The sequence below is a fragment of the Pseudomonas sp. O39 genome (assembly GCF_045447295.1).
Taxonomy (GTDB): domain Bacteria; phylum Pseudomonadota; class Gammaproteobacteria; order Pseudomonadales; family Pseudomonadaceae; genus Aquipseudomonas; species Aquipseudomonas antarctica_A.
The window spans coordinates 103,724-125,715 of sequence record NZ_JBJGXV010000016.1 but is presented as its reverse complement, the minus strand read 5'-3'; the positions used below and the strand labels follow the sequence as shown (position 1 = coordinate 125,715).

The 21,992-nt window shown below is 58.6% G+C and carries 17 protein-coding genes; 3 read left to right on the top strand and 14 right to left on the bottom strand.

Annotated elements, in window-relative coordinates:
* Positions 1-175: 175 nt before the first annotated feature.
* Together map and ACI77D_RS20055 are read right to left on the bottom strand one after the other, a co-directional pair.
* Positions 176-931 (bottom strand): type I methionyl aminopeptidase, encoded by a 756-nt coding sequence (gene map, locus ACI77D_RS20060; protein ID WP_407017325.1) that lies wholly within the window; start codon positions 929-931, stop codon positions 176-178.
* Positions 931-1,131, bottom strand: coding sequence for a ParD-like family protein (locus ACI77D_RS20055; protein ID WP_003190946.1), 201 nt, complete (start codon positions 1,129-1,131; stop codon positions 931-933). Before ACI77D_RS20055 ends, map begins: the two co-directional genes overlap by 1 nt.
* Positions 1,132-1,404: 273 nt before the next feature.
* On the opposite strand from ACI77D_RS20055, the gene ilvA reads away from it, so the two are divergent.
* Both ilvA and ACI77D_RS20045 read left to right on the top strand, forming a co-directional pair.
* Entirely contained in the window at positions 1,405-2,427 is a 1,023-nt protein-coding gene (ilvA, locus tag ACI77D_RS20050) for a threonine ammonia-lyase, biosynthetic (protein ID WP_082895879.1), read from the top strand.
* 222 nt (positions 2,428-2,649) lie between these two features.
* Positions 2,650-2,919 carry a DUF1652 domain-containing protein gene (locus tag ACI77D_RS20045; RefSeq protein ID WP_064452166.1) on the top strand — a complete coding sequence of 90 codons (270 nt, stop codon included), beginning with the start codon at positions 2,650-2,652 and terminating at the stop codon, positions 2,917-2,919.
* An 80-nt stretch (positions 2,920-2,999) separates the two neighbouring features.
* Here ACI77D_RS20045 and ACI77D_RS20040 read toward each other — a convergent pair whose 3' ends face one another.
* The 12 genes from ACI77D_RS20040 to ACI77D_RS19985 all read right to left on the bottom strand — a co-directional run bounded on the left by ACI77D_RS20040 (position 3,000) and on the right by ACI77D_RS19985 (position 21,305).
* Complete coding sequence (locus ACI77D_RS20040; RefSeq protein ID WP_064452167.1) at positions 3,000-3,257, bottom strand: DUF2790 domain-containing protein; 258 nt, start codon at positions 3,255-3,257, stop codon at positions 3,000-3,002.
* Positions 3,258-3,558: 301 nt separating this feature from the next.
* Complete coding sequence (locus tag ACI77D_RS20035; protein WP_064452168.1) at positions 3,559-3,828, bottom strand: DUF2790 domain-containing protein; 270 nt, start codon at positions 3,826-3,828, stop codon at positions 3,559-3,561.
* A 157-nt stretch (positions 3,829-3,985) separates the two neighbouring features.
* On the bottom strand, positions 3,986-4,924 hold the full coding sequence (locus tag ACI77D_RS20030; RefSeq protein ID WP_262667770.1) for a carbohydrate kinase: 939 nt from the start codon (positions 4,922-4,924) through the stop codon (positions 3,986-3,988).
* 12 nt (positions 4,925-4,936) lie between these two features.
* Entirely contained in the window at positions 4,937-6,418 is a 1,482-nt protein-coding gene (xylB, locus tag ACI77D_RS20025) for a xylulokinase (protein WP_407017324.1), read from the bottom strand.
* A 148-nt stretch (positions 6,419-6,566) separates the two neighbouring features.
* Positions 6,567-8,048, bottom strand: a complete 1,482-nt coding sequence (locus ACI77D_RS20020) for a mannitol dehydrogenase family protein (RefSeq protein ID WP_407017323.1) — start codon at positions 8,046-8,048, stop codon at positions 6,567-6,569.
* Between the two features lie 16 nt (positions 8,049-8,064).
* Positions 8,065-9,168: an ABC transporter ATP-binding protein gene (locus ACI77D_RS20015; protein ID WP_064452172.1), complete on the bottom strand. Its 1,104-nt coding sequence runs from the start codon at positions 9,166-9,168 to the stop codon at positions 8,065-8,067.
* A 46-nt stretch (positions 9,169-9,214) separates the two neighbouring features.
* Entirely contained in the window at positions 9,215-10,045 is an 831-nt protein-coding gene (locus ACI77D_RS20010) for a carbohydrate ABC transporter permease (protein ID WP_016968929.1), read from the bottom strand.
* A gap of 10 nt (positions 10,046-10,055) precedes the next feature.
* The gene (locus tag ACI77D_RS20005) at positions 10,056-10,982 is read right to left on the bottom strand and encodes a carbohydrate ABC transporter permease (RefSeq protein ID WP_064452173.1); all 927 of its coding nucleotides are present in this window, start codon (positions 10,980-10,982) and stop codon (positions 10,056-10,058) included.
* A 207-nt stretch (positions 10,983-11,189) separates the two neighbouring features.
* Positions 11,190-12,473 carry an ABC transporter substrate-binding protein gene (locus tag ACI77D_RS20000; protein ID WP_407017322.1) on the bottom strand — a complete coding sequence of 428 codons (1,284 nt, stop codon included), beginning with the start codon at positions 12,471-12,473 and terminating at the stop codon, positions 11,190-11,192.
* Positions 12,474-12,758: 285 nt separating this feature from the next.
* Complete coding sequence (locus ACI77D_RS19995; RefSeq protein ID WP_407017321.1) at positions 12,759-18,869, bottom strand: hypothetical protein; 6,111 nt, start codon at positions 18,867-18,869, stop codon at positions 12,759-12,761.
* Positions 18,870-19,037: 168 nt separating this feature from the next.
* Positions 19,038-19,943: a helix-turn-helix domain-containing protein gene (locus ACI77D_RS19990; protein ID WP_407017320.1), complete on the bottom strand. Its 906-nt coding sequence runs from the start codon at positions 19,941-19,943 to the stop codon at positions 19,038-19,040.
* A gap of 72 nt (positions 19,944-20,015) precedes the next feature.
* The gene (locus ACI77D_RS19985; RefSeq protein ID WP_407017319.1) at positions 20,016-21,305 is read right to left on the bottom strand and encodes a glycosyltransferase; all 1,290 of its coding nucleotides are present in this window, start codon (positions 21,303-21,305) and stop codon (positions 20,016-20,018) included.
* A gap of 169 nt (positions 21,306-21,474) precedes the next feature.
* On the opposite strand from ACI77D_RS19985, the gene tpx reads away from it, so the two are divergent.
* On the top strand, positions 21,475-21,975 hold the full coding sequence (tpx, locus tag ACI77D_RS19980; RefSeq protein WP_064452178.1) for a thiol peroxidase: 501 nt from the start codon (positions 21,475-21,477) through the stop codon (positions 21,973-21,975).
* The last annotated feature ends 17 nt before the right edge of the window (positions 21,976-21,992 follow it).

The following is a 21,992-nucleotide window of genomic DNA, read 5'->3' as shown; positions in this document are numbered from 1 at the left end:
CATATCAGCCGTTACCCAAACAACGGATATGCACTCAGCGCCCCCCGACAACCACAGCACTCAACCCGTAAAAAAGATAGGTAGACACCTAGGCTGCGATGGCATCACCGCAGAGCGCCTGAAGCACCGCGCCGCCTGTATCGCAGGCAAGCCAGCTCTCACACGTGTGTGTCGTTCAGACGGCTGGTTGCAGGGTCAGTATCTCGAATCCCTCTGCTGTCACCGCGACCGTGTGTTCCCACTGCGCTGAGAGGCTGTTGTCCTTGGTCACCACTGTCCAGCCGTCTTTGAGGCTGCGCACTTTGGCGCTGCCCTGGTTGAGCATGGGCTCAATGGTAAAGACCATGCCTTCGCGCAGTTCGAGCCCGGTGCCAGGCCGACCGAAGTGCAGGATTTGCGGTTCTTCGTGCATTTCACGGCCGATACCATGGCCGCAATATTCACGCACGACGCTGTAGCCGTTGGCCTGCGCATGGCTCTGGATCGCATGGCCGATATCACCCAGGCGGGCGCCGGGCCGAACCTGGCGAATGCCGGCCCACATCGCCTCGAAGGACTTTTCCACCAGCCGCTGCGCTTTGGGCGCCACGTTGCCGATCATGTACATCTTGCTGGAGTCGGCGATAAAGCCGCCTTTTTCCAGGGTAATGTCGATGTTGATGATATCGCCGTCCTTGAGGATTTCCTTGGCGCTCGGCATGCCATGGCACACTACCTCATTGATCGAGGTGTTGATGCAAAACGGGTAGTCGTATTGCCCGAGGCTCGCCGGGCGGGCGTTCAAGTCATTGCGGATGAAGGCTTCGACAGCGCTGTCCAGCTCCAAAGTGGAGCGTCCGGCGGCGACAAACCCGTCGAGCATGGTGAACACCTGGGCCAGCAGGCGCCCGGATTCGCGCATGACGGCCAGTTGAGCGGCAGTCTTGATCATCAGCTGCGCCCCCGGATCAGGTCGGGTTTGTCCAACAACAGCTTGTTGATCAGCTCGTTGTAGGGCAGGTGCGGGTTGAGTTCGGCGAGCAGGCCAATCTTGATCCAGAACTCGGCCTGGGCGTTGATGGAGCGGTCCATGGCGGCGCTGGCCAGGCGCAGTTGTTCGTGCAGTTGGTCGGTGATCTTGACGATGCCCATGAGGTTCACTGTGCTATGTGGATATACAAAGCGTATACGTTTCGTATATCCCTCGTAAACCCCGGCGCGCTGAAAGGTGGTTGAGCATTGACTTGCCCGGTAATCGCCGGTTAATTTCGTTGCATGACTTTTCAAGCCTTCCGCAGCCAGCCAAGCATTATTACCGCCATTCCTCATTTGGCGGGATAGCGCACGGCTGCACCCAAACCCGCCCTAGAGGCGGGTTTTGTTTTTCCGTCTCCAGTGCCCTATACAAAATGCCAGGAGACACCCATGAGCACCTGCACAGCGACCCACTCCGCCGACCCTGGACTGCTTGAGCACTACGTGAAAAAGATCCTCGCCGCCCCGGTCTATGACCTTGCGGTGCGTACCCCGCTGCAACTGGCTCCTGCGCTGTCGATGTTGCTCGGCAACCAGGTATTGCTCAAGCGCGAAGACCTGCAACCGACTTTTTCCTTCAAGATTCGTGGCGCCTACAACAAGCTCGTGCAGCTTACGCCTGAGCAAAAAGCCCGCGGTGTCGTGACGGCATCGGCCGGTAACCATGCGCAAGGCGTGGCGCTGGCGGCGCGGGAGTTGGGGATCAAGGCCCGTATCGTCATGCCGTGCAGCACACCGGAGTTGAAGGTGCTGGGTGTACGCTCGCGGGGTGCCGAAGCGGTGTTGTATGGGGAGAGCTTTCCGTTTGCCCTGGCCCATGCGTTGCAATTGGCCGAGAGCTCGGGGTGCACGTTTGTCTCGCCTTTTGACGACCCGGACGTGATCGCTGGCCAAGGCACCGTGGCAATGGAAATCTTGCGCCAGCAACAGGGACCGCTGGACGCGATCTTTGTGCCGGTGGGCGGCGGTGGCCTGATCGCCGGGATTGCCGCTTACGTGAAATACCTGCGCCCGGAGGTACGCATCATCGGCGTCGAGCCCGAAGGCTCCAGTTGCCTGTTGGCGGCCCTGCGCGCCGGTGAGCGAGTGGTGCTGCCGAGTGTCGACGGGTTTGCCGATGGCACCGCAGTGGCGCAGATCGGCGCCTTTGGTTTTGAAATCTGCCGTGACTGGGTGGATGAGGTCGTCACCGTCAGCAACGACGAATTGTGCAGTGCCATCAAATTGATCTACGACGACACGCGCTCCATCACCGAGCCCTCTGGCGCGCTGGCGGTAGCAGGCATTCGCCGCTATGTCGGCCAAAAAGGCGTGCGCGGGCAGACCCTGGTGGCGGTGAATTCCGGTGCCAATATCAACTTTGATAGTTTGCGACATGTTGCTGAAAGAGTGGCGGCGCAAGGTGCAAGTTAGTGCATAAACGTTTAATCGACGCTGTTCGGCGATGATTCGCGCTGCGTAAACTGAGTTATATAAATGGGCCTGCCGCTTATGAGGAAAAGTTACAACAAGAGTCGATTTTGCCGAGTACGCTGATGAAGGTAAGCGCCTTCCAGGGTCGGTAAGGCGCGGCAGGCAAGCGTCTGCCGGATACACAATAATCTGTTGGCAGTCTCATAAAAGGAGAGGTTGGCCATGCTTTCGGAATTAGAACTTCGCAGCATTATTGAAGGAAGTTTCCTGCCCAAACGGTGCGAATGCACCAAAGCCGAAGATGCTTCGCTGACGATCAGGGTCTATGACGACCGTGACCGCGACCGAGTGGATTTGGAAGTCAAAGGCATAAACGCCGATAAACTCGACAGCAGTCGAGCCATTTGCAACCTCATCAGCGGGTTGCGCGAAGACCTCAAGCACACCCATGCACCCGCTCTGCAAAGAGTCGGAGCGCGCGGCTATTACTAGGTGGTAGTTTGAGGTTGAGTCACCGAAGACCTGTGGGCCTGGATAAACGCCAGGCCCAATACGGGTTTTTTCGCCGCATTTCAGCTCTGAAACAGGCAAGCCTGGGACATCTTCGGGTAGCTCACGTAGTGCACTTCGCCGGCCTTGTCCACGAACTTGATTGATGCATTGATCACCTGGCATTCAGTGACCTGAGGCTCGGTCATGGCAATTACTTTTTGAACGTCCATGGTCTTGCCGTAGTGATAAGGCACCGGTTGCTCATTGGCTTGGGTGAACGCCGATACGGCGGCCAGCGCCAAGGTGCTGGCGAGGGTAACCAGGGTTTGTGTTTTCATCAGTGTTCTCTTCCACAGTGGTCTGTTCATCGACGTGATGAACGGGAGGCCCGACCCGGGTAACAGCAGAGGCTGCCAGGGGCGGTAGGACGCACTGTTGTTTACCGATATTAACTATGGATTAACGTAACGATTGGCAGACAGGTCCTACATGCCATTCGGTTTTTTCTTGGCGGATAGCCGAAAATACCCACGTATTTGTAGGAGATATGCTCGTTTTAGTGAAGTGGCGCAGGCCCGCCCCGGCTCTTTTCAGGGGCCGGGTGGCGGAGCGCCATTGAAGGAGAGCGTCGCTACCGTCTCAATTCTGAAAATCGCAGGCTTCGGACATCTTCCGATAGCCCACATCTTCGACTTTGCCGGCTTTATCGACGAACTTGATATCAGCGTTGATGACCTTGCACACATTAGTGTCGGTCTCGTGCATGGCAATCACTTTGTCGATGTTCAAGGGCATGCCGTATTGATAAGGCACTGGCTTGCTGGCAGCCGTCTGGGTGTCGGCCTGGGCCATGCCCGAGACCGCTGCCAGGGCCAAGGTGCCGGTAAAAACTAAAGTACGCAGTTTCATGAGGGTTCTCCGCAAGTCGTTCGCGGGCGCATCAACACGATGCACCGGCGGCCGCACGGGCCCGGGGGCGGTGAGTGCGGTCAACTTCACGATCGGCTGGCGGGATTAACCTTGGATTAATTGTGGCCTAACTGACAAAACCTTCATGAACGTGTGTTCAGCCGAGCTGTTTTCGATACGGCAAGTCCGGCCCGGTCTTGCTGCAGGTCAACGCCGCGGCGCGGATCGCAAAGCCCAGCATACTGTCGATCTGCGCACGTGTGAGCTGGTGCAGGCCTTGCACCGAATCCAGCTGCTGCTCGGTCAACCAGGCAATCAACGCCGCCTGGAAGGTGTCCCCGGCCCCGACCGTATCGGCCATCACCACGTTGACCGCCGGCGCAGACCATGTGCCGTGCTGGCGGCTGAACACCGTAGCGCCTTCGCCGCCACGGGTGAGGAACACCAGTTGGCAGCGGTGTTGCAGCCAGCCTTGCAGGACACTTTCCGGCGATTGATCGGGGTAGAGCAGGTGCAAGTCTTCATCGCTGACTTTGATCAGGTCGGCGTGCTTGACCAGTTCGGCCACGCGGTCACGCCACAGCTGGATATCCGGCTGCGGGTTCAGCCGTACGTTGGGATCGAGGCTGATCAGGCGCTTGCCGCTTTCGCGCTTGACCAGGCTCAGCAACGTGTCACCAATCGGCTGCACCACCAGCGAAAACGAGCCGATATGCACCCCGCGAATCTCGTCGCCCAGTGTGGGCAGGTGCGCGACCTCCAGCTGGCGGTCAGCGCAGCCTTCGCCGCGAAAGCTGTATTGCGGCGAGCCATTGGCACCCACGGCGACCATCGCCAGTGTGGTCGGCGCGGCGAACTCCACCAGGAATTGCTCACTCACCCCTTCGTCCCTGAGCACTTGCAGCAAGCGGCGCCCGAGGAAGTCGGTGGACAAACCGCCGAACAGCCCGGCCTCGATACCCAGGCGGCGCAAACCCACGGCCACGTTGAACGGCGAACCGCCGGCAATCGCTTTGTAATTGACCTTGGAGGCCTGCCCGCTGGCATCCTCTTCGCTGAAAAAATCGAACAGCGCTTCGCCACACACCAGATACATAGTCGTTCGCTCTTAAAGGGTTGCCACGAGCTGTTGATAGCGCTCGTAGGCGTGTTGATAGGCGCTTACATTGTGGGCCGACGGCAGCGTGCGGCTGGCCGGATCGACGCTTACGCATTTGTCGCACAGGCTGGTCAGGGGCTCGCCGGATTGGCTCCAGGCTGCCTGGATCGCCGCGCCCAGGGCCGCCGCTTCACTTTGTTCAGTGCAGACCACTTCGGTGTTCATGATATCGGCAACCATCTGGCGCCACACCGGGCTTTTCGAGCCGCCGCCGATCAGGCGGATGCTCTGGCCTTGCACGCCGGTCTGACGCAGCAGGTCCAGGCCATAACGCAGGCCAAAGGTAGTGCCCTCGACCACCGCGCGGCACAGGTTGGCGCGGGTCAGATTGGTCATGGTCAGGCCGTGCACACTGCCGGTGGCGTGGGGCAGGGCGGGCACACGTTCGCCGTTGAGGAAGGGCAGCATGCTCACGCCATCGGCGCCGATCGGCGCTTGGGCGACCAAGGCGTTGAACGTCGCCAGGTCCAGCTCGAACAGCTCGCGAATCACTCCGGTAGCGTTGGTCAGGTTCATGGTGCAGATCAAGGGCAGCCAGCCGCCGCTGGAGGAGCAGAAGGTCGCGACCGAGGCTTGCGGGCTCACATTCGGCTGGTCGGCAAACGCATACACGGTGCCGGATGAGCCCAGGCTCATAGTGATGACACCGGGGGCGATATTGCCCGTGCCGATGGCGCCCATCATATTGTCGCCGCCACCGCTGGAGACGACGGCGTTGGGGTTGATGCCCAGGCGTTCGGCGATGGCGGGCAGAATCGTGCCCACCGCTTGATGTGCTTCGATCAAGGCCGGCAGCGCAGCTTCCAGGCGGCCGCTCGGGTCGATGTGTTTGAGCAGTGCCACATCCCATTCACGGGTGCGCACGTTGAAGTAGCCGGTGCCCGACGCATCGCCGTACTCCGCGACGGCACGGCCGGTCAGCCAGTAGTTGAGGTAGTCGTGGGGCAGCAGGACATGGGCGATGCGGGCGAACACGTCCGGGTGTTGTTCGCGGGTCCAGAGCAGTTTCGACACCGTGTAACCCGGTGCAATCGCCACGCCGAGGCGTTCCAGCGAGCCATTCTCGCCACCCAAATACGCCAGCAGGCGGTCGTTTTCCGGCGCGCTTTCGGTATCGCACCAGAGTTTGGCCGGGCGCAGCACCTGGCCTTGGTCATCCAGCAAAACCAGGCCGTGTTGCTGGCCGGAGACGCCGATGCCGAGGATGTCCTGGCCATCCACACCTGCCTGTTGCAGAGCACGGTGGGTGGCCTCGGTGAAGGCGTCCAGCCATTCCTGGGTGTGCTGTTCGCGACGGCCATTGGCGCCGCTGATCAGCGTGTGCGCGGCGGCGCCCAGGCCCAGCACCTTGCCGCTGGAAGCGTCGAGGACGATGGCCTTGGTACCTTGGGTGCCACAGTCGATGCCGAGGTAGAGGTTTTGCTGGGTCATGGTGGAGTGCTCAGCAGTATTGTTGGATTGAAAATGTGATCAATGTGGGAGCGGGCTTGCTCGCGAATGCGGTGAGTCAGTGAAGAATAAATTGACTGAAACACCGCATTCGCGAGCAAGCCCGCTCCCACATTTTGATCCGGTTCAGTCAGTTAATCTTGGCGAGCAGACCTTCCAAGGTCTTCGTCACGCCCTGATCTCGAAGGCTTTGATAACACCGCTCGAACGCTGCCACAAACTCCGCTGACTTGGGAATAGCCGTGCCAAAAATCTCCTCAACACCCAGTAACCGTTGGCTGATCAGTGCCTCATCACTGACCAGGCCCTGGCAGAACTGCGCGCGCGGGTCCGGAATCGTGTAGGCCACGCCATTCTCATCGACACCTTTGAGGTACAACGCCCAAGCGGCCACAATCAGTGCGGCACGCTCCGTCTCGCGCCCGTCCGCGATCAAACGATTGATGGTTGGCACAGTGAATTTCGGAAACTTCGACGAGCCATCGGAACACACGCGCTCCAACTGGTCGGCAATTGCCTGGTTGGAGAAACGATCCACCAGGGTTTGCTTGTACGCCGTCAGGTCGATGCCCGGCACCGGCGCCAGGTTCGGTGTGACGTCCAGGTCCATGTAGGCACGCATGTAGGCGACAAACACCGGGTCATTCATGGTTTCGTGAACAAACCGGTAACCCTTCAGAAAACCCAGGTAGGTCAGGGCCAGGTGGCTGCCATTGAGCAGGCCGATCTTCATCTCTTCGTAGGGCGTGACGTCGTCGGTGAATTGCACGCCAACCGTTTCCCAGGCCGGGCGACCGTTGACGAATTTGTCTTCCAGCACCCACTGCACAAAGGGTTCGCATACCACTGGCCAGGCATCGTCGATGCCGTGGTCATCATGCAACTGCAGACGGTGGGCGGTGCTGGTCATGGGCGTGATGCGGTCGACCATGGCGTTCGGGAAGCTCACGTTGGCCTTGATCCAGTCATGCAGCTCGGCGTTGTGCAGGGCCGCAAAGGCCAGCAGTGCCTTGCGCGTGACGCCGCCGTTGTGCGGCAGGTTATCGCAGGACATTACGGTGAACGCCGCAGTGCCGGCCGCACGGCGCTGGGTCAGCGCCGCGCAGATAAAGCCGAACACGGTTTTCGGTGACTCAGGGTGCGCCAGGTCGTGCTGGATCTGCGGCAGGTGGGCCATGAATTCGCCGTTGCTGTCGTCGATGCAGTAGCCGCCTTCGGTGATGGTCAGCGAGACGATGCGAATCTCGGGGCTGGCCAGCTTGTCGATCAGTGCTTGAGCGCCGTCGTCGGCCAGCAGCATTTCGCTGATGGCGCCGATCACGCGCACCTCGGTGTCGTCGGTATCGCCCAGCTCATACAAGGTGAACAGGTAATCCTGGCCGGCCAGGTCGTCGCGGGCCTTGCGGTCCTCGGCACGCAGGCCGACGCCGCAGATGCTCCAGTCGAGGCCCGCGCCGGTATTCATCAAGGCATCGGTGTAATACGCCTGGTGTGCGCGGTGGAAACCACCGACGCCGATATGCGCGATACCCTGCGTAGTGCTGGAAATCGCGTAGGCCGGAATTTTCACTTCCGGCGCCAGTTGGGTGAGGTTCTGTTTATTCAGTTTCATCACAAATCTCGCGAAATCAGGCGGCAGCGCGCAGTGGTCGGGCCACGGCCACGCCGTCGGTGTCGAACAGATGGCAGTGCGCCGGGTCCAGGTGCAGGTGCAGCGTTTCGCCATATTGGCTGGCCATGTCGCCGCGAATCCGCATGGTCAACGGCTCGCCGTTGGCGGTGATGACGTGGCAGAAAGTGTCGCTGCCCAGGCGTTCGCCGACGTCGGCAGTGACGGTCAGCGTGGTTTGGCCGGGCGAGGCAATTTCCAAGTGTTCCGGGCGAATGCCCAGGGTCACCGCGCTGCCCACGCTCAAGCTGGCACCACTGAGCGGCAGGCTGATCCGGGTGCCGGCGTCCAGCTGTACTTCGCAGCCCTGGCCCTCAACGCGGGTGACCTTGCCCTTGAGGAAGCCCATTTTCGGCGTGCCGAGAAAACCCGCCACAAACAGGTTGGCCGGCTGGTGGTACAGCTCCAGCGGCGAGCCGACTTGTTCGATACGGCCACTGTTCAGCACGACGACTTTGTCCGCCAGGGTCATGGCCTCGACCTGGTCGTGGGTCACGTAGATCATGGTCGCCTGCAGTTCTTTATGCAGGCGCGCCAGTTCCAGGCGCATCTGCACGCGCAGGGCGGCGTCGAGGTTGGACAGCGGTTCGTCGAACAGAAAGATCTTCGGGTTACGCACAATCGCGCGGCCGATGGCCACCCGCTGACGCTGGCCGCCGGACAGCTGCTTGGGCTTGCGCTCCAGCAACGGGCCGAGTTCGAGGATGCGCGCCGCTTCGCTGACTTTGCTTTCCACCAGCTTCTTGTCCACGCCGGCCAGGTCGAGGGCAAACGACATGTTCTTGCGCACGCTCATATGCGGGTACAACGCGTAGGTCTGGAACACCATCGCCAGGTCGCGCTTGGCCGGGGTAACTTCGGTGATGTCGCGGCCATCGAGTTCGATGGTGCCTTCGGTGACTTCTTCAAGGCCCGCGATCAAACGCAGCAGGGTGGATTTACCGCAGCCGGACGGGCCGACAAAGACCACGAATTCCTTGTCGTTCACTTCCAGGTCAATGCCCTTGATGATGGAAAAGCCTTCGAAGCCTTTTTGCAGATTCTTGATTTTCAGGTTGGCCATGGGATGGGCCTCCACGTCTAAATTCGTTTTTGTTAGAGAGCAGCCGTTATTTCACGGCGCCGAAGGACAAACCGCGCACCAGCTGTTTCTGGCTGATCCAGCCAAAAATCAGGATCGGCGCACAGGCCAGGGTCGAGACGGCAGACAATTTGGCCCAGAACAAACCTTCGGGGCTGGAGTAGGAGGCGATCAGTGCGGTCAGTGGCGCGGCGTTGGACGAGGTCAGGTTCAACGACCAGAACGCCTCGTTCCAGCACAGGATCAGCGACAGCAACACGGTGGAAGCCAGGCCACCCTTGGCAATCGGCAGCAGCACGCGGACCATTTCCTGCCACAGCGTGGCACCATCCAGGCGGGCGGCTTCGAGGATGTCTTTGGGGATGTCCTTGAAGTAGGTGTAAACCATCCACACCACAATCGGCAGGTTGATCAGGGTGTAGATGATGATCAGCGCAATGCGCGTATCGAGCAGGCCAAAGCTCTTGGCCAGCAGGTAGATCGGCATCAGTACGCCCACCGGCGGCAGCATCTTGGTCGACAGCATCCACAGCAGCGTGCCCTTGGTGCGCTGGGTTTCGTAGAACGCCATGGAGTAGGCGGCCGGCACCGAGATCAGCAGGCACAGGGCAGTGGCGCTGAACGAAATCACCACCGAGTTCCAGGCGTAGGCGAAGTAGTTGCTGCGCTCGTTGATGTGCAGGTAGTTCTCCAGCGTCGGCGTGAAGATGAACTGCGGCGGCGTGGCGAACGCGTCGATTTCGGTCTTGAAACTGGTCAGTACCATCCAGAAGATCGGGAAGAAAATCAGGATCGCAATGGCCCAGGCCAGGGTGCCGAGCAGCAGGCTTTGCAGGCGGCGGGATTGTTGAAGCGTCATGGCGCGGCCCTCAAGGCTTGTCAGTCAGGTTTTTGCCGATCATCCGCACCAGGATGATCGCCGCGATATTGGCGATGACCACGGCAATCAAGCCGCCGGCCGAGGCCATGCCCACGTCGAACTGCACCAGCGCCTGGTTGTAGATCAGGTAGGCGAGGTTGGTCGAGGCGTAGCCGGGGCCACCGTTGGTGGTGGTGAAAATTTCGGCGAACACCGAGAGCAGGAAGATGGTTTCGATCATCACCACCACGGCAATCGGGCGGGCCAGGTGGGGCAATGTCAGGTGCCAGAAGATCGCAATGGCGCCGGCACCGTCCAGGCGTGCGGCTTCCTTTTGTTCCTGGTCGAGGGACTGCATGGCGGTCATCAGCAGCAGGATGGCGAAGGGCAGCCATTGCCACGACACAATGATGATGATCGACAGCAACGGGTAGTGCGCCAGCCAGTCCACGGGCTCGGCGCCGAACAACTTCCACACGGCGGCGAGCACGCCCGACACCGGGTGGAAAATCAGGTTCTTCCAGATCAGCGCACCGACGGTGGGCATGATGAAGAACGGCGAAATCAACAACACCCGCACCACCCCGCGACCAAAAAACTCACTGGCCTCGAGCAGGGCACTGATCAGCACGCCGAACACCACGCTGATCAGCAGCACGCTGCCAACCAGCAACAGGGTATTGGTGGCGCCGGGCAGGAAGCCCGAGTCGGTGATGAAGTAGGTGAAGTTCTCCAGCCCCACGAATTGGTTTTCGCCGGGGTAGAGCAGGTTGTAGCGGATCAGCGAAAAGTACAGCGTCATGCCCAGCGGCACGATCATCCACAGCAGCAGCAAGGCCACCGAGGGGCTGACGAGGAACCAGCCGGGGTTGGCCAGGCGGCTTTTGCGCGGCTTTTCCTGCGTGGTGGTTTGCACTTGGGCAGTGTTGGTATTCATAGGGTCAGAACCAGTCAGGTACATGCAGAACGAGAGTCGAAGCGCGGTCAATGTGGGAGCGGGCTTTTGTGGGAGCTGGCTTGCTTGCGATGGCATCCACTCGGCTTAACTGACAGACCGAGGTGTCTGCATCGCAGGCAAGCCAGCGCCCACCTAAAGCAGCTCCCACATGAAACGGGTCCCCACATTGACAGTGGCTAGCCTGCTTTACTTGGGATAACCCGCCCGCTTCATTTCACGCTCGGTGGTGGTCTGCGCGGCGGTCAAGGCTTGATCCACCGTTTGCTGACCGGTCAGCGCGCCCGAGAAGAACTTGCCGACCTGGGTACCAATCGCCTGGAATTCAGGAATGGTCACCAGCTGGATACCGATATACGGCACTGGCTTGAGGGTCGGTTTGGTCGGGTCGGCGACTTTCAGCGATTCGAGGGTCACTTTGGCGAACGGCGCCGCCTTCATGTACTCGTCGCTGTAGGTCGACTTGCGCGTACCTGGCGGTACGTTGGCAATGCCGTCGGTCTTGGCGACCAGTTGGCTGTATTCCTTGGAAGTGGCCCAACTGGTGAACACCTTGGCGGCGTCCTTGGCTTTGGAACTGGTCGGAATAGCCAGGGACCAGGAGTACAGCCACGACGTGCCCTTGTCGGTTTTCTCGTGTGGGGCGAAGGTGAAGCCGACATGGTCGGACACCTTGCTCTGGGTTTTGTCGGTCACGAACGAGCCGGCCACGCTGGCATCGACCCAGATCGCGCACTTGCCGCTGTTGAACAGCGCCAGGTTTTCGTTGAAACCGTTGCTGGAAGCCCCCGGTGGGCCGGATTTCTTCATGTTGTCGACGTAGAAGTTCAGCGCGTCCTTCCACTCTGGGCCGTTGAATTCCGGCTGCCACTTCTCATCGAACCAGCGCGCACCGTAGCCGTTGGCCAGGGTGGTGATCAGCGCCATGTTCTCGCCCCAACCGGCTTTACCGCGCAGGCACAGGCCGTATTGCTCTTTGGTCTTGTCGGTGAGTTTTGCCGCGAATTCACCGATCTGGGTCCAGGTCGGGTGCTCAGGCATGGTCAGCCCGGCGTCCTTGAACAGGTCGGTGCGGTAGTAGGTGATCGAGCTCTCGGCATAGAACGGCAGGGCGTACAGCGAACCTTTGACGGATAAACCGTCACGTACTGAAGGGAACACATCGTCGAGGTCGTAGGACGCCGGCAGGTCTTTCATCGGCTCCAGCCAGCCCTTGGCGCCCCAGAGTGCAGCTTCGTACATGCCGATGGTCAATACATCGAACTGTCCGCCCTGGGTGGCGATGTCGGTGGTCAGGCGTTGGCGCAGCACGTTTTCTTCGAGCACCACCCAGTTCAGCTTGATGTCCGGATGCTCGGTCTCGAAGGTTTTCGAGAGTTTTTGCATGCGGATCATGTCGCTGTTGTTGACGGTGGCAATGGTCAGGGTTTGCGCGCCAAGACTGACGGCGCTGAGGGTCATGCATACAGTCATGCAAGAACAGGTAAGCAGAGCTTTTGCTGTGAACTTCATCGCGCACTCCATTTCCGCGCCCAAGGGCTACGGAAGGACAGTTATTGTTGTTGTGTCTTCCTACAAGCAGTCAGGAAGAGTGTGCGTTGATTACAGCCTTCAAATGGGGTTATGACAAATCCTTGGGCGCACTGGGACTGATACTTTTTTGCACTCCTCGCGGGCTTGGCTGAAACGGTTTACTCGGGACCGAGCGAAAAGCACTGTCATTTCGCAACAGTCGCTTTTGCCCGGCGCGGTTGGGTTTTAGGTGCGGTTGTAACCGTGAGAGTAGGGCGTCTTTGGTTTGACGACGAGCGCGTTCATCCAGTTCTTGTCCAGAGGGCTGATTGGCCCACGCCCCTCCAGGATCTTCAGACCTTCATCTGCCCAGCGGGTCATGACCTCTTTCACTTTCTGCGTGTACTCGCGGGCGGGGCACGCGATATCCGCCCACGGGTCGACAATCCAGGCATCCGCCCAGGCAGGGCCCGAGAAGTCGACGGTACCTGCCGGCAATTCAGAGGGGCCACCTACCACGGTGAACACATGAGCGTCTGACGCCGTCCATTCGTAAGCGCGGCCACCGCTTTTTGTAATAATGTCTTTTGAGACCAAAGCCATTTCTCCACAGTTCCCGGCGCCGGACTTCAACACCAGGTTTGAGTAACTCAACGCATCAGGAGCAACGGTATGACGCAACCAATTAAGGGTCATATTCGCAGCGTCCGCGCGCGCTTGATCTGCCGCTGATCGCACTTGGTTGCTGGGGCCTAACCCTGTGGCTTTCAGGTCACGGTTCACGTTGGATTTGGCTTGTTGCGCGTAGAATTTGTTTTGCTGCTCGGCCGTCCACGTCGCGAAGCCGGCAGGCTTGGTCAGTGCTTGCACTCGAATCGGCTTGAGGGCGATATCCGCCTTACCGATCGCTTTGGTTCGCTGGAGTTGGTAGAGAACTTCGCGTTGCTGTTCCTTTGTTAGGCTTTTGCTGAAAGCTTTTAATTCATCGATCTCGCTTTTCGAGTAACCCGAACGTTCAAGCTCTTTAAATGCGGCGTCGAGTTTCGGCAGTACGATGAAATTGGCGTCAAATGGCGTCTTGGAGGCACCTTGTCGGATGCTGAGTTTATTCCTGTAGCCCTGGACCAGCGGTAATTCGAGGGGCGTGCATTTTGTAAACGTCAGTTCGCCAGTGGCTGCGTTGTTCAGTTTCGCGTAGTAGAACTCGGCTGTATCCGCTTCTATCACTAGGTATTTATCGGCGCTGCCGGCGCGCAAATCGTCAATGATTATGCCGCGCACTTCGCGTTTGTCGTCGCACATCGTGCTGATGCTGTTGAGCTTGACCACGCGGCTCTCGCGCGCCAGTGCATCTGACGTTTGGCCGGCGTAAAGGCCAAATTGAGGGTCATGCTTAATGCTGCCTTTAATCTGCGTTTTATAGGCAATGGGCTTGTTATCCAGCACGGGTTTAAGTTGGGGGCCCATTTCGCCGTCGACCATTTTGAAACGGCGTCGCTCGAAAATGACAAATTGATCTTTCTTAAACAGCTTTGGCTCCGAGGGAAACAAGCGTACGTGTTCAAGCGCTTGAAGTTCCCGGTTCGGTTCGCCGCTGACGTTGCCGATTACCTTGGAGAAACAGGTGTCATTGGCTCCGCGCCTGACTCTGCCGTTGCCTACCGAGGGAATTGGGCAGAACGCCTCAAAGCCGTCCAGAGGCTTGTAGTGATCGGCTGACGTCAGGTCGGTGAGGATGTTGGGCTTGCCGGAGTCGTAACGGTAAACCGTGCCCTCATTGACCAGGTCGAAGCCATTGGCGCGGGGAATGGTGTAGGCGTCTTCAGTCAGGGGTTTCTCAGCCACCAGCGCTTGGGCACCGTCTGAGAAAGTCTCCTGCCGCAGGGCTGACGATGTATCCGAGACAAAGCCTTTCAGGGCTGGTCCGTCAGTCGCCATGGTTTTGGGGTTATAGAAATACCATTCTCCGTCCTGGAGCATGGCGGTGAGCTTGATCCGTTCCCCTGCACGACTCAGCATGCCATCTGCCATGTTAGCCGCTGGGGTCAACGTGTCCGCAGTCTGCTCGGCAATATGGCCGCCCTGCATTCGGCTCAATGCGTTAAGAGATTCCGAGGTGTGGGCGGCGGTCATGTCCGTCAGGGCAATACTTTCGGTTTCTTTAGCCCCGAACTTATCGATGAATTTGGCGGAGACTTTGGCCGCCGCCCAGCTCGCGCCTGATTTTGCCAAGGTCCACAGTTTGCCGGCGCCCTCTGTGGCGACGTAGATCGCAACATCAATGGCGAGGTCTACGCCTGCCTTGAGGAACTCACCGTGGTAAAGGTCTTCGAGGCTGCTTGCCCCAGGCAGGGAATGCCAAACAGCTTTGAAGAAATCACTCGGTTCTGTAGCGGTTTCAAGGGTGTTGCTCGACCAATTGCGATGCAGGTTTAGAAACTGAGCTTTGTTCAGGTAGGTCGAGTCGACCATGACGCGGGCCAGCTTGGATATTCGCCCGCTCGCGTAGTGGGGGGAGAACGTGTCGGTTTCAGTGCGGGCCGGGAAAGAGACTTCCAAAGGCCAGGGTTCGTTGTTGTCATCGAGAAGGTGCTGGTCAGTGATGCTCAATACAACGTCGGATTTAACGCCCTGTTGGGGGTCAGTACCATTTTTGAACGCTTGCGCATCGATTTCGAGGCTGACCTTTTTGCCAAGTGGTGTTGAGGGGTCAATGTCGGCAATTCTTACGATCTGGCCACTTGCCGGATACACCGCAAAATCCCTTCTTAAGCCCTTGTAGACAGACGTCATCACCATGCCGCTACCGGCACCCTCAACATTCAAAAACTCCACTTCGCCATAGAGCAGACTATTGCGCTCTTCCACAGGCAGTTTTCTGAGCATGTGCTCGAACAACGTCACGGTGTGACGCCTGCGCAGGTTGAAGTCTTGCTTTATGGCGTTGTCGAAGTCGTTGTTGATAACCGGGAAATCGGGCTCTTTTGCTCTGTTACGCAGGCGGTCGAAATCCACATGATGACCTTCCTGTATCCAGCTTTCATCCAGTCTGCCGGCTTCATAGATTTCTGCGAGGCTATAGTGGCGGCCGGTGATTACACCCCAGGCTTCGTTTTCCACCATAAACCGAGATTCATAATCGATGTCGGCGCCCAATTCTTCTCTTAGAACCTTAAGTGTCATGCTCCGTCTATTGGGCGCTTCAACCTGGCTCAGCCAGCTTATCGCTTCGGCGGTTGCTTTCGTTTGTGCCTGAAGTTTTACCTGGCTGTCTTTCAGTTGTTCTAATGTGTAGTTGTCCTTGTTGACGTCGTTATTGAGGGCCGCCCAATCCAGCAATGGGTTCATCTGCGCATAGCTCTGGATCTGCGCTTCCAATGCTGAAATGGGGTTGATGTTGTGGTAATTCATGACCTGTTGGTAAGTCATGCCTAGCGTGGCGCCGGGGGCTGCCCACTCAATCCGGTTCACTGCTGTCGTAAAGCTGACCCATTCCGGGGAGCCGAGGGTCACGGTGTTTGGTACCTCTTTTACCAGCAGTTGTGGCGCCATACCCGACATCATCAACCGCCCGATGACGGGCTCAAGGTTGGCGGGGATGCGTTTTTTTGCAGCCAAGTCCCGGATGAACTGGTCATGAATAAACTTGGCACTCTGTCCTGAGTAAGCAGCCCCCATCAAGTCAATACCGGCGACAGTCTTATGTTGAGCGCCGGCCGTCGGGTCAACCTCCAACACCAGCGCGGTCAATAACCATTGTTTCAGGCTGATCACGGTGGCAGCGCCCCTCATCTCGGTTTCCAGGTTACTGGCGAGCTCAAGCGCTGCACCGCTGGAGAGGAGTTGAGCCAGCGCCTGTTCGGGGTCGGCGCTGAGGTCGGTAACGTTGGCGCTCAGATAACTGAGAAGGTTGTCATGCGCGCCAATGGACGTTTTCACGAACTCAGCCACCGCAACGCGTTGCTCTGTACTCAGCGATAGTTGTGTGGACAGAAACCCCCAGCGATTACCCAGGGGAGGGGACTGTGGGACAGGCGCTTGCAGTGCTGCGAGCAAGTTATCGTTGTCTGCCTTGGAGGTCGTTGGGTACCAGCCTTTGTGGGACAGGAATGCTGCAACGGTGGTCACGCTTTTAGGCTGGTGGTCTGAGTACGGGTCGACAATAAAGCGTCTTGAGCCGCTCTCGGAGCTCCAATTCTTTAACTCATGGATCAACGCATACCGGTCGTTGCTATTGCCCAGTGCTGTTTTTTGCTGGTTCAGCCAGGTTACGACTTTTTGTGGGTTTTCAGGAGGCCTGGGGAATTGTTGAGAGCGGCCTATCAGCGCTGTTTGTTGCTCGAATGCGTCGCTGCCGGGGGCGGTACTGATGCTGTAAAAAATGGCCACTCGTTCGAATGGCGCGCTGTTGCTGTTGACGTTAACCAGCGCGATCGGTTTGCCAGGCGCCGCGAATACAGTAGCGGCTTCCAATACAGGATTGAGTACATCAAAATGCTCAGGGTGCTTTTTCGCAAAGTCGGTGGCGGTAAAGCGCTGGTCAACGCCATTGACCTTGGCGATCAGCGCATGGCTTGTGGGGTCATAGCGCAGGGACGTCAGGTCAATATTCTGTTGGCTGGCCCATTCAATGAAACCATGCCCCTTGAGCGCTTTGCCCAGGTAGTCCCACCACTGGCCAAACAGGCTGTTAGCCGGGATCGGTTGGATGGTTTTTGAGGCGGCCTGGGTCGGGTTGGGTTTCAGCTCAAGCATCGTACCGTGCAGAGTGGTTGCCAGTTCACTTTCGGCGTTAGCCAAAACGTCTGCGCGTGTCTCTTCGGTTTCTACTGGCGTGCTGGTGTTGGCCTTGACGGCGGCGGCCAGGGTTTCAAGGGGGGAGGCCGTAAGCGGTGTGTCTGCAAGTTGTTGTTTCACTGCCTGCTGGCGCTGCTGTACGGCGATGGAGGCGGGGTCGCTGGGGGAGGCGTCGAACAGCGCCTTGAAAGCTTTGTTTTGGCTCATCTCATCTATGCGGGCCAGCGTGGCCGCAAGCTGGCGCTGCTGCCAGCCCTGTCGCCGAGTGTCCTCTTGGTGAGGAGGCGGTTCGTTGTAAAACGCCATGACCTCATACAGGCGCGCAGACTTCCTGGCGGGGTAGGTAACGTCATCCTCAGAACCGGCGGCCATCTGTTGTACCGCATTCTGTATCTCGCCCCAGACATCGGTCCAACCGGATACATCGTTCAAGGTGAACGTGGTGTTGACGCCATTCACTTTGCCCGTGAGCACACCGCTGACTGGGTTGATGCGCACGCTGGTGGGGTCGAGGTTGTTCTCTTGGGCAAAGGTGCTAAAAGTGCTGCCGGTCAACGCAGTCAACAGGTTTTTGCGCACCAGGTTGAAGGTTGAATACTCTGGAATGTCCTGCAGGGTGACCGAAGTCTCGTAGTCACTCGTTTCGGGTACCAGTTTCATCATTCCACGGCCGACCAACTGCGCCAATGCCTGGTCGGCTTCCTCAACTTTTTGAGCGGCTGTGGGCGGTGCAAACTGTGCAAGCCGTTGGTTGAGTTGTTGCGGTGACAAATCCACGATCCGCTGGCGGGCTGCTCTTTGTTTCTGTTTGATGGGGGCGTCGAGTGGGTCGTTGCTGTTCAGCGTGCGGAACGTTCCATCACGCAAGAGTTGTTCGATGGTGGAAAGCTCGTCGTCGCGTGTGATGTTGCCCCATGGTATTCCATAGTATCTCGCCACTGTCGTCGGCGATGCGAGATCCGGGCCGAAGAAAGCAACCGCGGCGGCATTACCGTTCAATTTTTTTGCAGCGGCCAGGACCGCAGAAGATGCGGCGGCCCAGTCGGCATCTCGTTCCAGGTAGAAGTCGACGGGTTTGTTATTCGTTATTGCACTCAACATTCCACTGGTATTGATAAAGAGCTTCAGAGGATCAATGTTCTTGGCGTATGCAAACGATTTGAAAGGCTCTGAGTTCAACGCATCAGCCAGCTCCCCCCAGGCCTTGCCGAAAGTCGAGTCGGGGGGCACATCAATCGTGTCTAAACGACCGTAGAGGCCCTTGTCTTTGTTGAGCCTGTCGCGGATCAAGCCATTGCCGGCGGCTATGGCCAGTTGCCGGTCACTTTGGTCGACCAAGGCCCCGGCGAACTGACTCACCGACGCTTCTAATGGACGAGGTGCGACGGTGGGATTCTGCAAGTCTCGACGTGAGCGCGACGAGATAGGGCGAGCGTCAGGTGCACTGGGCGGGAGGCTGTCGATCGTTTCCTGACTCTGCGGGGCTTTGGTTTTTTGCGGGTTGAGTTCAGTGGGACGAATGATGGTGGTGTTAGCAGTAAACAGCGGAACATTGATCATGGCGTTGCCCTTTTACCAGCGTGTCAGAAAGCCCATCCCTCAGATGAATGAGTGATGTTGCCTACGCTGAGTAACAGGGGGGCCGGAAAGGTTCCTTTAACGGTGGTGGTAGTGGGGTGTTGCTGTCTCACCCGAATTTTTGTTCCAGATGTTTCACTTCCATCCCGCTCAAGCCGGGTTCTGTTCAGTAAGCCGCTGCACCGCCAGCCGGCGGTAGTGGGAAGGGGTCATGCCCTTGAGCTGCTGGAAGCGTCGGTTAAAGTTGGAGATGTTGTTGAAACCCGACTCAAAGCACACGTCCGTCACGGCTTTATCGCCGTCCGCCAGCAACTCGCAGGATTTGCTGATGCGCAGGCGGTTCACAAACTCGATAAACGTTCGCCCCGTCGCCTGTTTGAATACCCTGGAGAAATAGGTGGGCTTCATTCCCAGGTAGTCCGCCACTTCTTCCAACGATAACTCGCGGGCGTAATGCGCGAAAATGTAGTCCACCGCGCGGTTCGTGCGGTCGATGCTGTGCTCATCCGCCAGTTGCGGCGTGGTCACGCCGGACAACAATTGATAGTCCTCACACGCGCTCAGCACTTCCAGCAAGATAAAGAAGTGCCCCAGGCGCGCCATGCCTTGGGCCTCCTCGATGCGTTGCATCAAGGTCATGGCCTGGGCGATGGTCTTTTTGCAGCGAAATTCGATGCCGCACTGCGCCCGTTCGAGCAGCGGTGCCAGGGTCTTGAGTTCGGTGAAGATCTGGCTGCCGCCCTCAAACAGTTCATCGGTGAAATTCACCAGCATGTCGCGCTTGGGCACTACCTCGTCTTCATCCACCTGGCTGATCCAGTTATGGGGCAGGTTGGGGCCGGTGAGGAACAGGCTTTCCGGGTAGAAATTACCGATGTAGTCGCCGATAAACACTTTGCCGGAGCTGGCCACGATCAGGTGCAGCTCGTACTCCTTGTGGAAATGCCAGCGCACCAGCGGGCAGGGGAAACCGTGTTGGCGATAGATGATGGACAGACCGTTGTGATCGTCCATCAGCTCGTAGGAAGGGTCGGTGATTCGCGCTGCTCGGGTCATGCTGCCGTCGCTTTATTGTGGTTGCTGCTTGGGATAATGCCCCCTTGCGCGTGACCTCGCCAGCGTCGGTGTTTATACGGTGCGGTTTTTCGCCTCGATCCACTGGGACATGTACTGCGTACTTTTATGCGCGTGGTGGCGCAGCATGCTGCCGGTGAAGTTGTCCCGGCGATGGCTGGCAAGTTGGCTGCGGCAACGCTCCAGGCAGTCCACCAGTGCGGGGCCGTGCAAGGTTTGGTCGTAGCGACGGGCCAGCAATTGGCGGCCGTCTTCCTGGGCTTGGGTCCAGCGTTCGTGGTCTTGGTACAGCGCCACGGCCGCAGCGGCCAGGCCCGTCGCGCTTTGCTCAATCGTGCCCGGCCACGGCTGTTCATCCCCCATGGCCTCGGCGCCAATCGGCGTGGTGATATTCGGCGTCCCGCAGAGCATGGCATCCGCCAGTTTGCCCTTGATGCCGGCGCCAAAGCGCAATGGTGCCAGGCAGATACGTGCGGCCGTCATCACTTGCAGGGCGTCTTCAGCCCAGTTCATCACATGAAAACCCTGCGCCGGGTTGTGCAATGCGGTGGCCTTGGGCGGTGTGTAGGAACCATAGATATGCAGTTGGGCGCCGGGCAATTGCTGGCGGATCAAGGGCCAGAGGCTGTTCTTCATCCACAGCACCGCATCCCAATTGGGCGCGTGGCGGAAGTTGCCGATGCTAAGGAAGTGCGCGCGGTCTGCGAACGGTACAAAGGCCTCGGTCGGCGGCTGCAGCATCAACGGGCACCAGTGGAGCAGGGCGGCGGGCACCTTGAATTGTTCGGTGAGCAGGCGGATTTCCACGTCGGAAATCATCAGGCTGATATCACAGCGGTAAATGGCCGCGATCTCGCGCTTGGCGACATCCGTGTTGGCCATCAACTGGAATTCTTCCGTCAGCGCCGGTGCAAACAGCGCGCTGAAATCATCGCTGTCGGGGTGGGCCTTGAGGTGGTCCTTGAGGCGCTGGTGGCGGGCATCCCGCAGGCTTTGCAGGTCGGAGGTTTCCAATACGCGCAGGGCGTCGGGGCAACACTTTTCGACGCGCCAGCCGAACTGTTCCTCCATCATGAAGCGGTCGAACAGTACGATGTCCGGGGCCAACGCGCTGACAAAATCATCGAAACTGCTGTTATTGAGTTCGATCGCGCATTCGGTAATACCCAGCGCCGGCAAGTCTGCCTTGTGCTCGCCTACGGTGGCCGGGCTGCTGAATGTGATGTCCCAGCCCTGGTCCAGGAAGCTTTGCAGAATCTGCATCATATGCCCGCCGGCCGCCGAGGAGCGCGGCTCCGGCCAGACATAACCAATGACCAGGACTTTGGTGGCGGGCTGATTCATCTGCAACGGATTCCTTGAGGGGCGTGCGAAAAGCGCGCAATTAAACCATAGGCCCGTGTACTTGGCGCGCCATGAGAATTTATGTCTGGCGGTAGGTAGCCACCTCAGTTTGTGGTTAACTTCGGGCTCTCGAATTCGTTCAATCAAACCCAGTATAAGGATTCCGTTCATGGCTCAAGTCACCCTTCGTGGTAACCCTGTCCAGGTTGAAGGCGAATTGCCGCAAACCGGTTCCGCCGCTCCAGCGTTCAGCCTGACCGCCGTTGACCTGTCGCAGGCAACCCTGGAAACGTTCGCCGGCAAGCGCAAAGTGCTGAACATCTTCCCAAGCGTCGACACCCCGACCTGCGCCACCTCGGTGCGCAAGTTCAATGCCGAGGCCAACACCCTGAGCAACACGGTTGTGCTGTGCATCTCCTCTGACCTGCCGTTTGCCCAGAAGCGTTTCTGCGGCACCGAAGGCCTGGACAACGTGCTGAGCCTGTCGGATTTCCGCGATGCCCACTTTGCCGTTGACTACGGTGTGTCCCTGGCCGACGGCCCGCTGCAAGGTCTGACCGCCCGCGCAGTTGTGGTGCTGGATGAAAACAACAACGTGCTGCACAGCGAGCTGGTCAGCGAAATCGGTCAAGAGCCGAACTACGAAGCAGCCCTGGCTGTTTTGAAGTAACTGTTTCAGCGCATTAC

Excerpts from the sequence above, each read along its gene's own strand:
- ACI77D_RS20030 (WP_262667770.1), bottom strand. The coding sequence starts at position 4,924 with ATGTATCTGGTGTGTGGCGAAGCGCTGTTCGATTTTTTCAGCGAAGAG.
- ACI77D_RS19990 (WP_407017320.1), bottom strand. The coding sequence starts at position 19,943 with ATGACCCGAGCAGCGCGAATCACCGACCCTTCCTACGAGCTGATGGAC.
- ilvA (WP_082895879.1), top strand. The coding sequence starts at position 1,405 with ATGAGCACCTGCACAGCGACCCACTCCGCCGACCCTGGACTGCTTGAG.
- xylB (WP_407017324.1), bottom strand. The coding sequence starts at position 6,418 with ATGACCCAGCAAAACCTCTACCTCGGCATCGACTGTGGCACCCAAGGT.
- ACI77D_RS19985 (WP_407017319.1), bottom strand. The coding sequence starts at position 21,305 with ATGAATCAGCCCGCCACCAAAGTCCTGGTCATTGGTTATGTCTGGCCG.
- ACI77D_RS20045 (WP_064452166.1), top strand. The coding sequence starts at position 2,650 with ATGCTTTCGGAATTAGAACTTCGCAGCATTATTGAAGGAAGTTTCCTG.
- ACI77D_RS20015 (WP_064452172.1), bottom strand. The coding sequence starts at position 9,168 with ATGGCCAACCTGAAAATCAAGAATCTGCAAAAAGGCTTCGAAGGCTTT.
- ACI77D_RS20005 (WP_064452173.1), bottom strand. The coding sequence starts at position 10,982 with ATGAATACCAACACTGCCCAAGTGCAAACCACCACGCAGGAAAAGCCG.
- ACI77D_RS19995 (WP_407017321.1), bottom strand. The coding sequence starts at position 18,869 with ATGATCAATGTTCCGCTGTTTACTGCTAACACCACCATCATTCGTCCC.
- tpx (WP_064452178.1), top strand. The coding sequence starts at position 21,475 with ATGGCTCAAGTCACCCTTCGTGGTAACCCTGTCCAGGTTGAAGGCGAA.
- map (WP_407017325.1), bottom strand. The coding sequence starts at position 931 with ATGATCAAGACTGCCGCTCAACTGGCCGTCATGCGCGAATCCGGGCGC.
- ACI77D_RS20035 (WP_064452168.1), bottom strand. The coding sequence starts at position 3,828 with ATGAAACTGCGTACTTTAGTTTTTACCGGCACCTTGGCCCTGGCAGCG.
- ACI77D_RS20040 (WP_064452167.1), bottom strand. The coding sequence starts at position 3,257 with ATGAAAACACAAACCCTGGTTACCCTCGCCAGCACCTTGGCGCTGGCC.
- ACI77D_RS20010 (WP_016968929.1), bottom strand. The coding sequence starts at position 10,045 with ATGACGCTTCAACAATCCCGCCGCCTGCAAAGCCTGCTGCTCGGCACC.
- ACI77D_RS20000 (WP_407017322.1), bottom strand. The coding sequence starts at position 12,473 with ATGACTGTATGCATGACCCTCAGCGCCGTCAGTCTTGGCGCGCAAACC.
- ACI77D_RS20055 (WP_003190946.1), bottom strand. The coding sequence starts at position 1,131 with ATGGGCATCGTCAAGATCACCGACCAACTGCACGAACAACTGCGCCTG.
- ACI77D_RS20020 (WP_407017323.1), bottom strand. The coding sequence starts at position 8,048 with ATGAAACTGAATAAACAGAACCTCACCCAACTGGCGCCGGAAGTGAAA.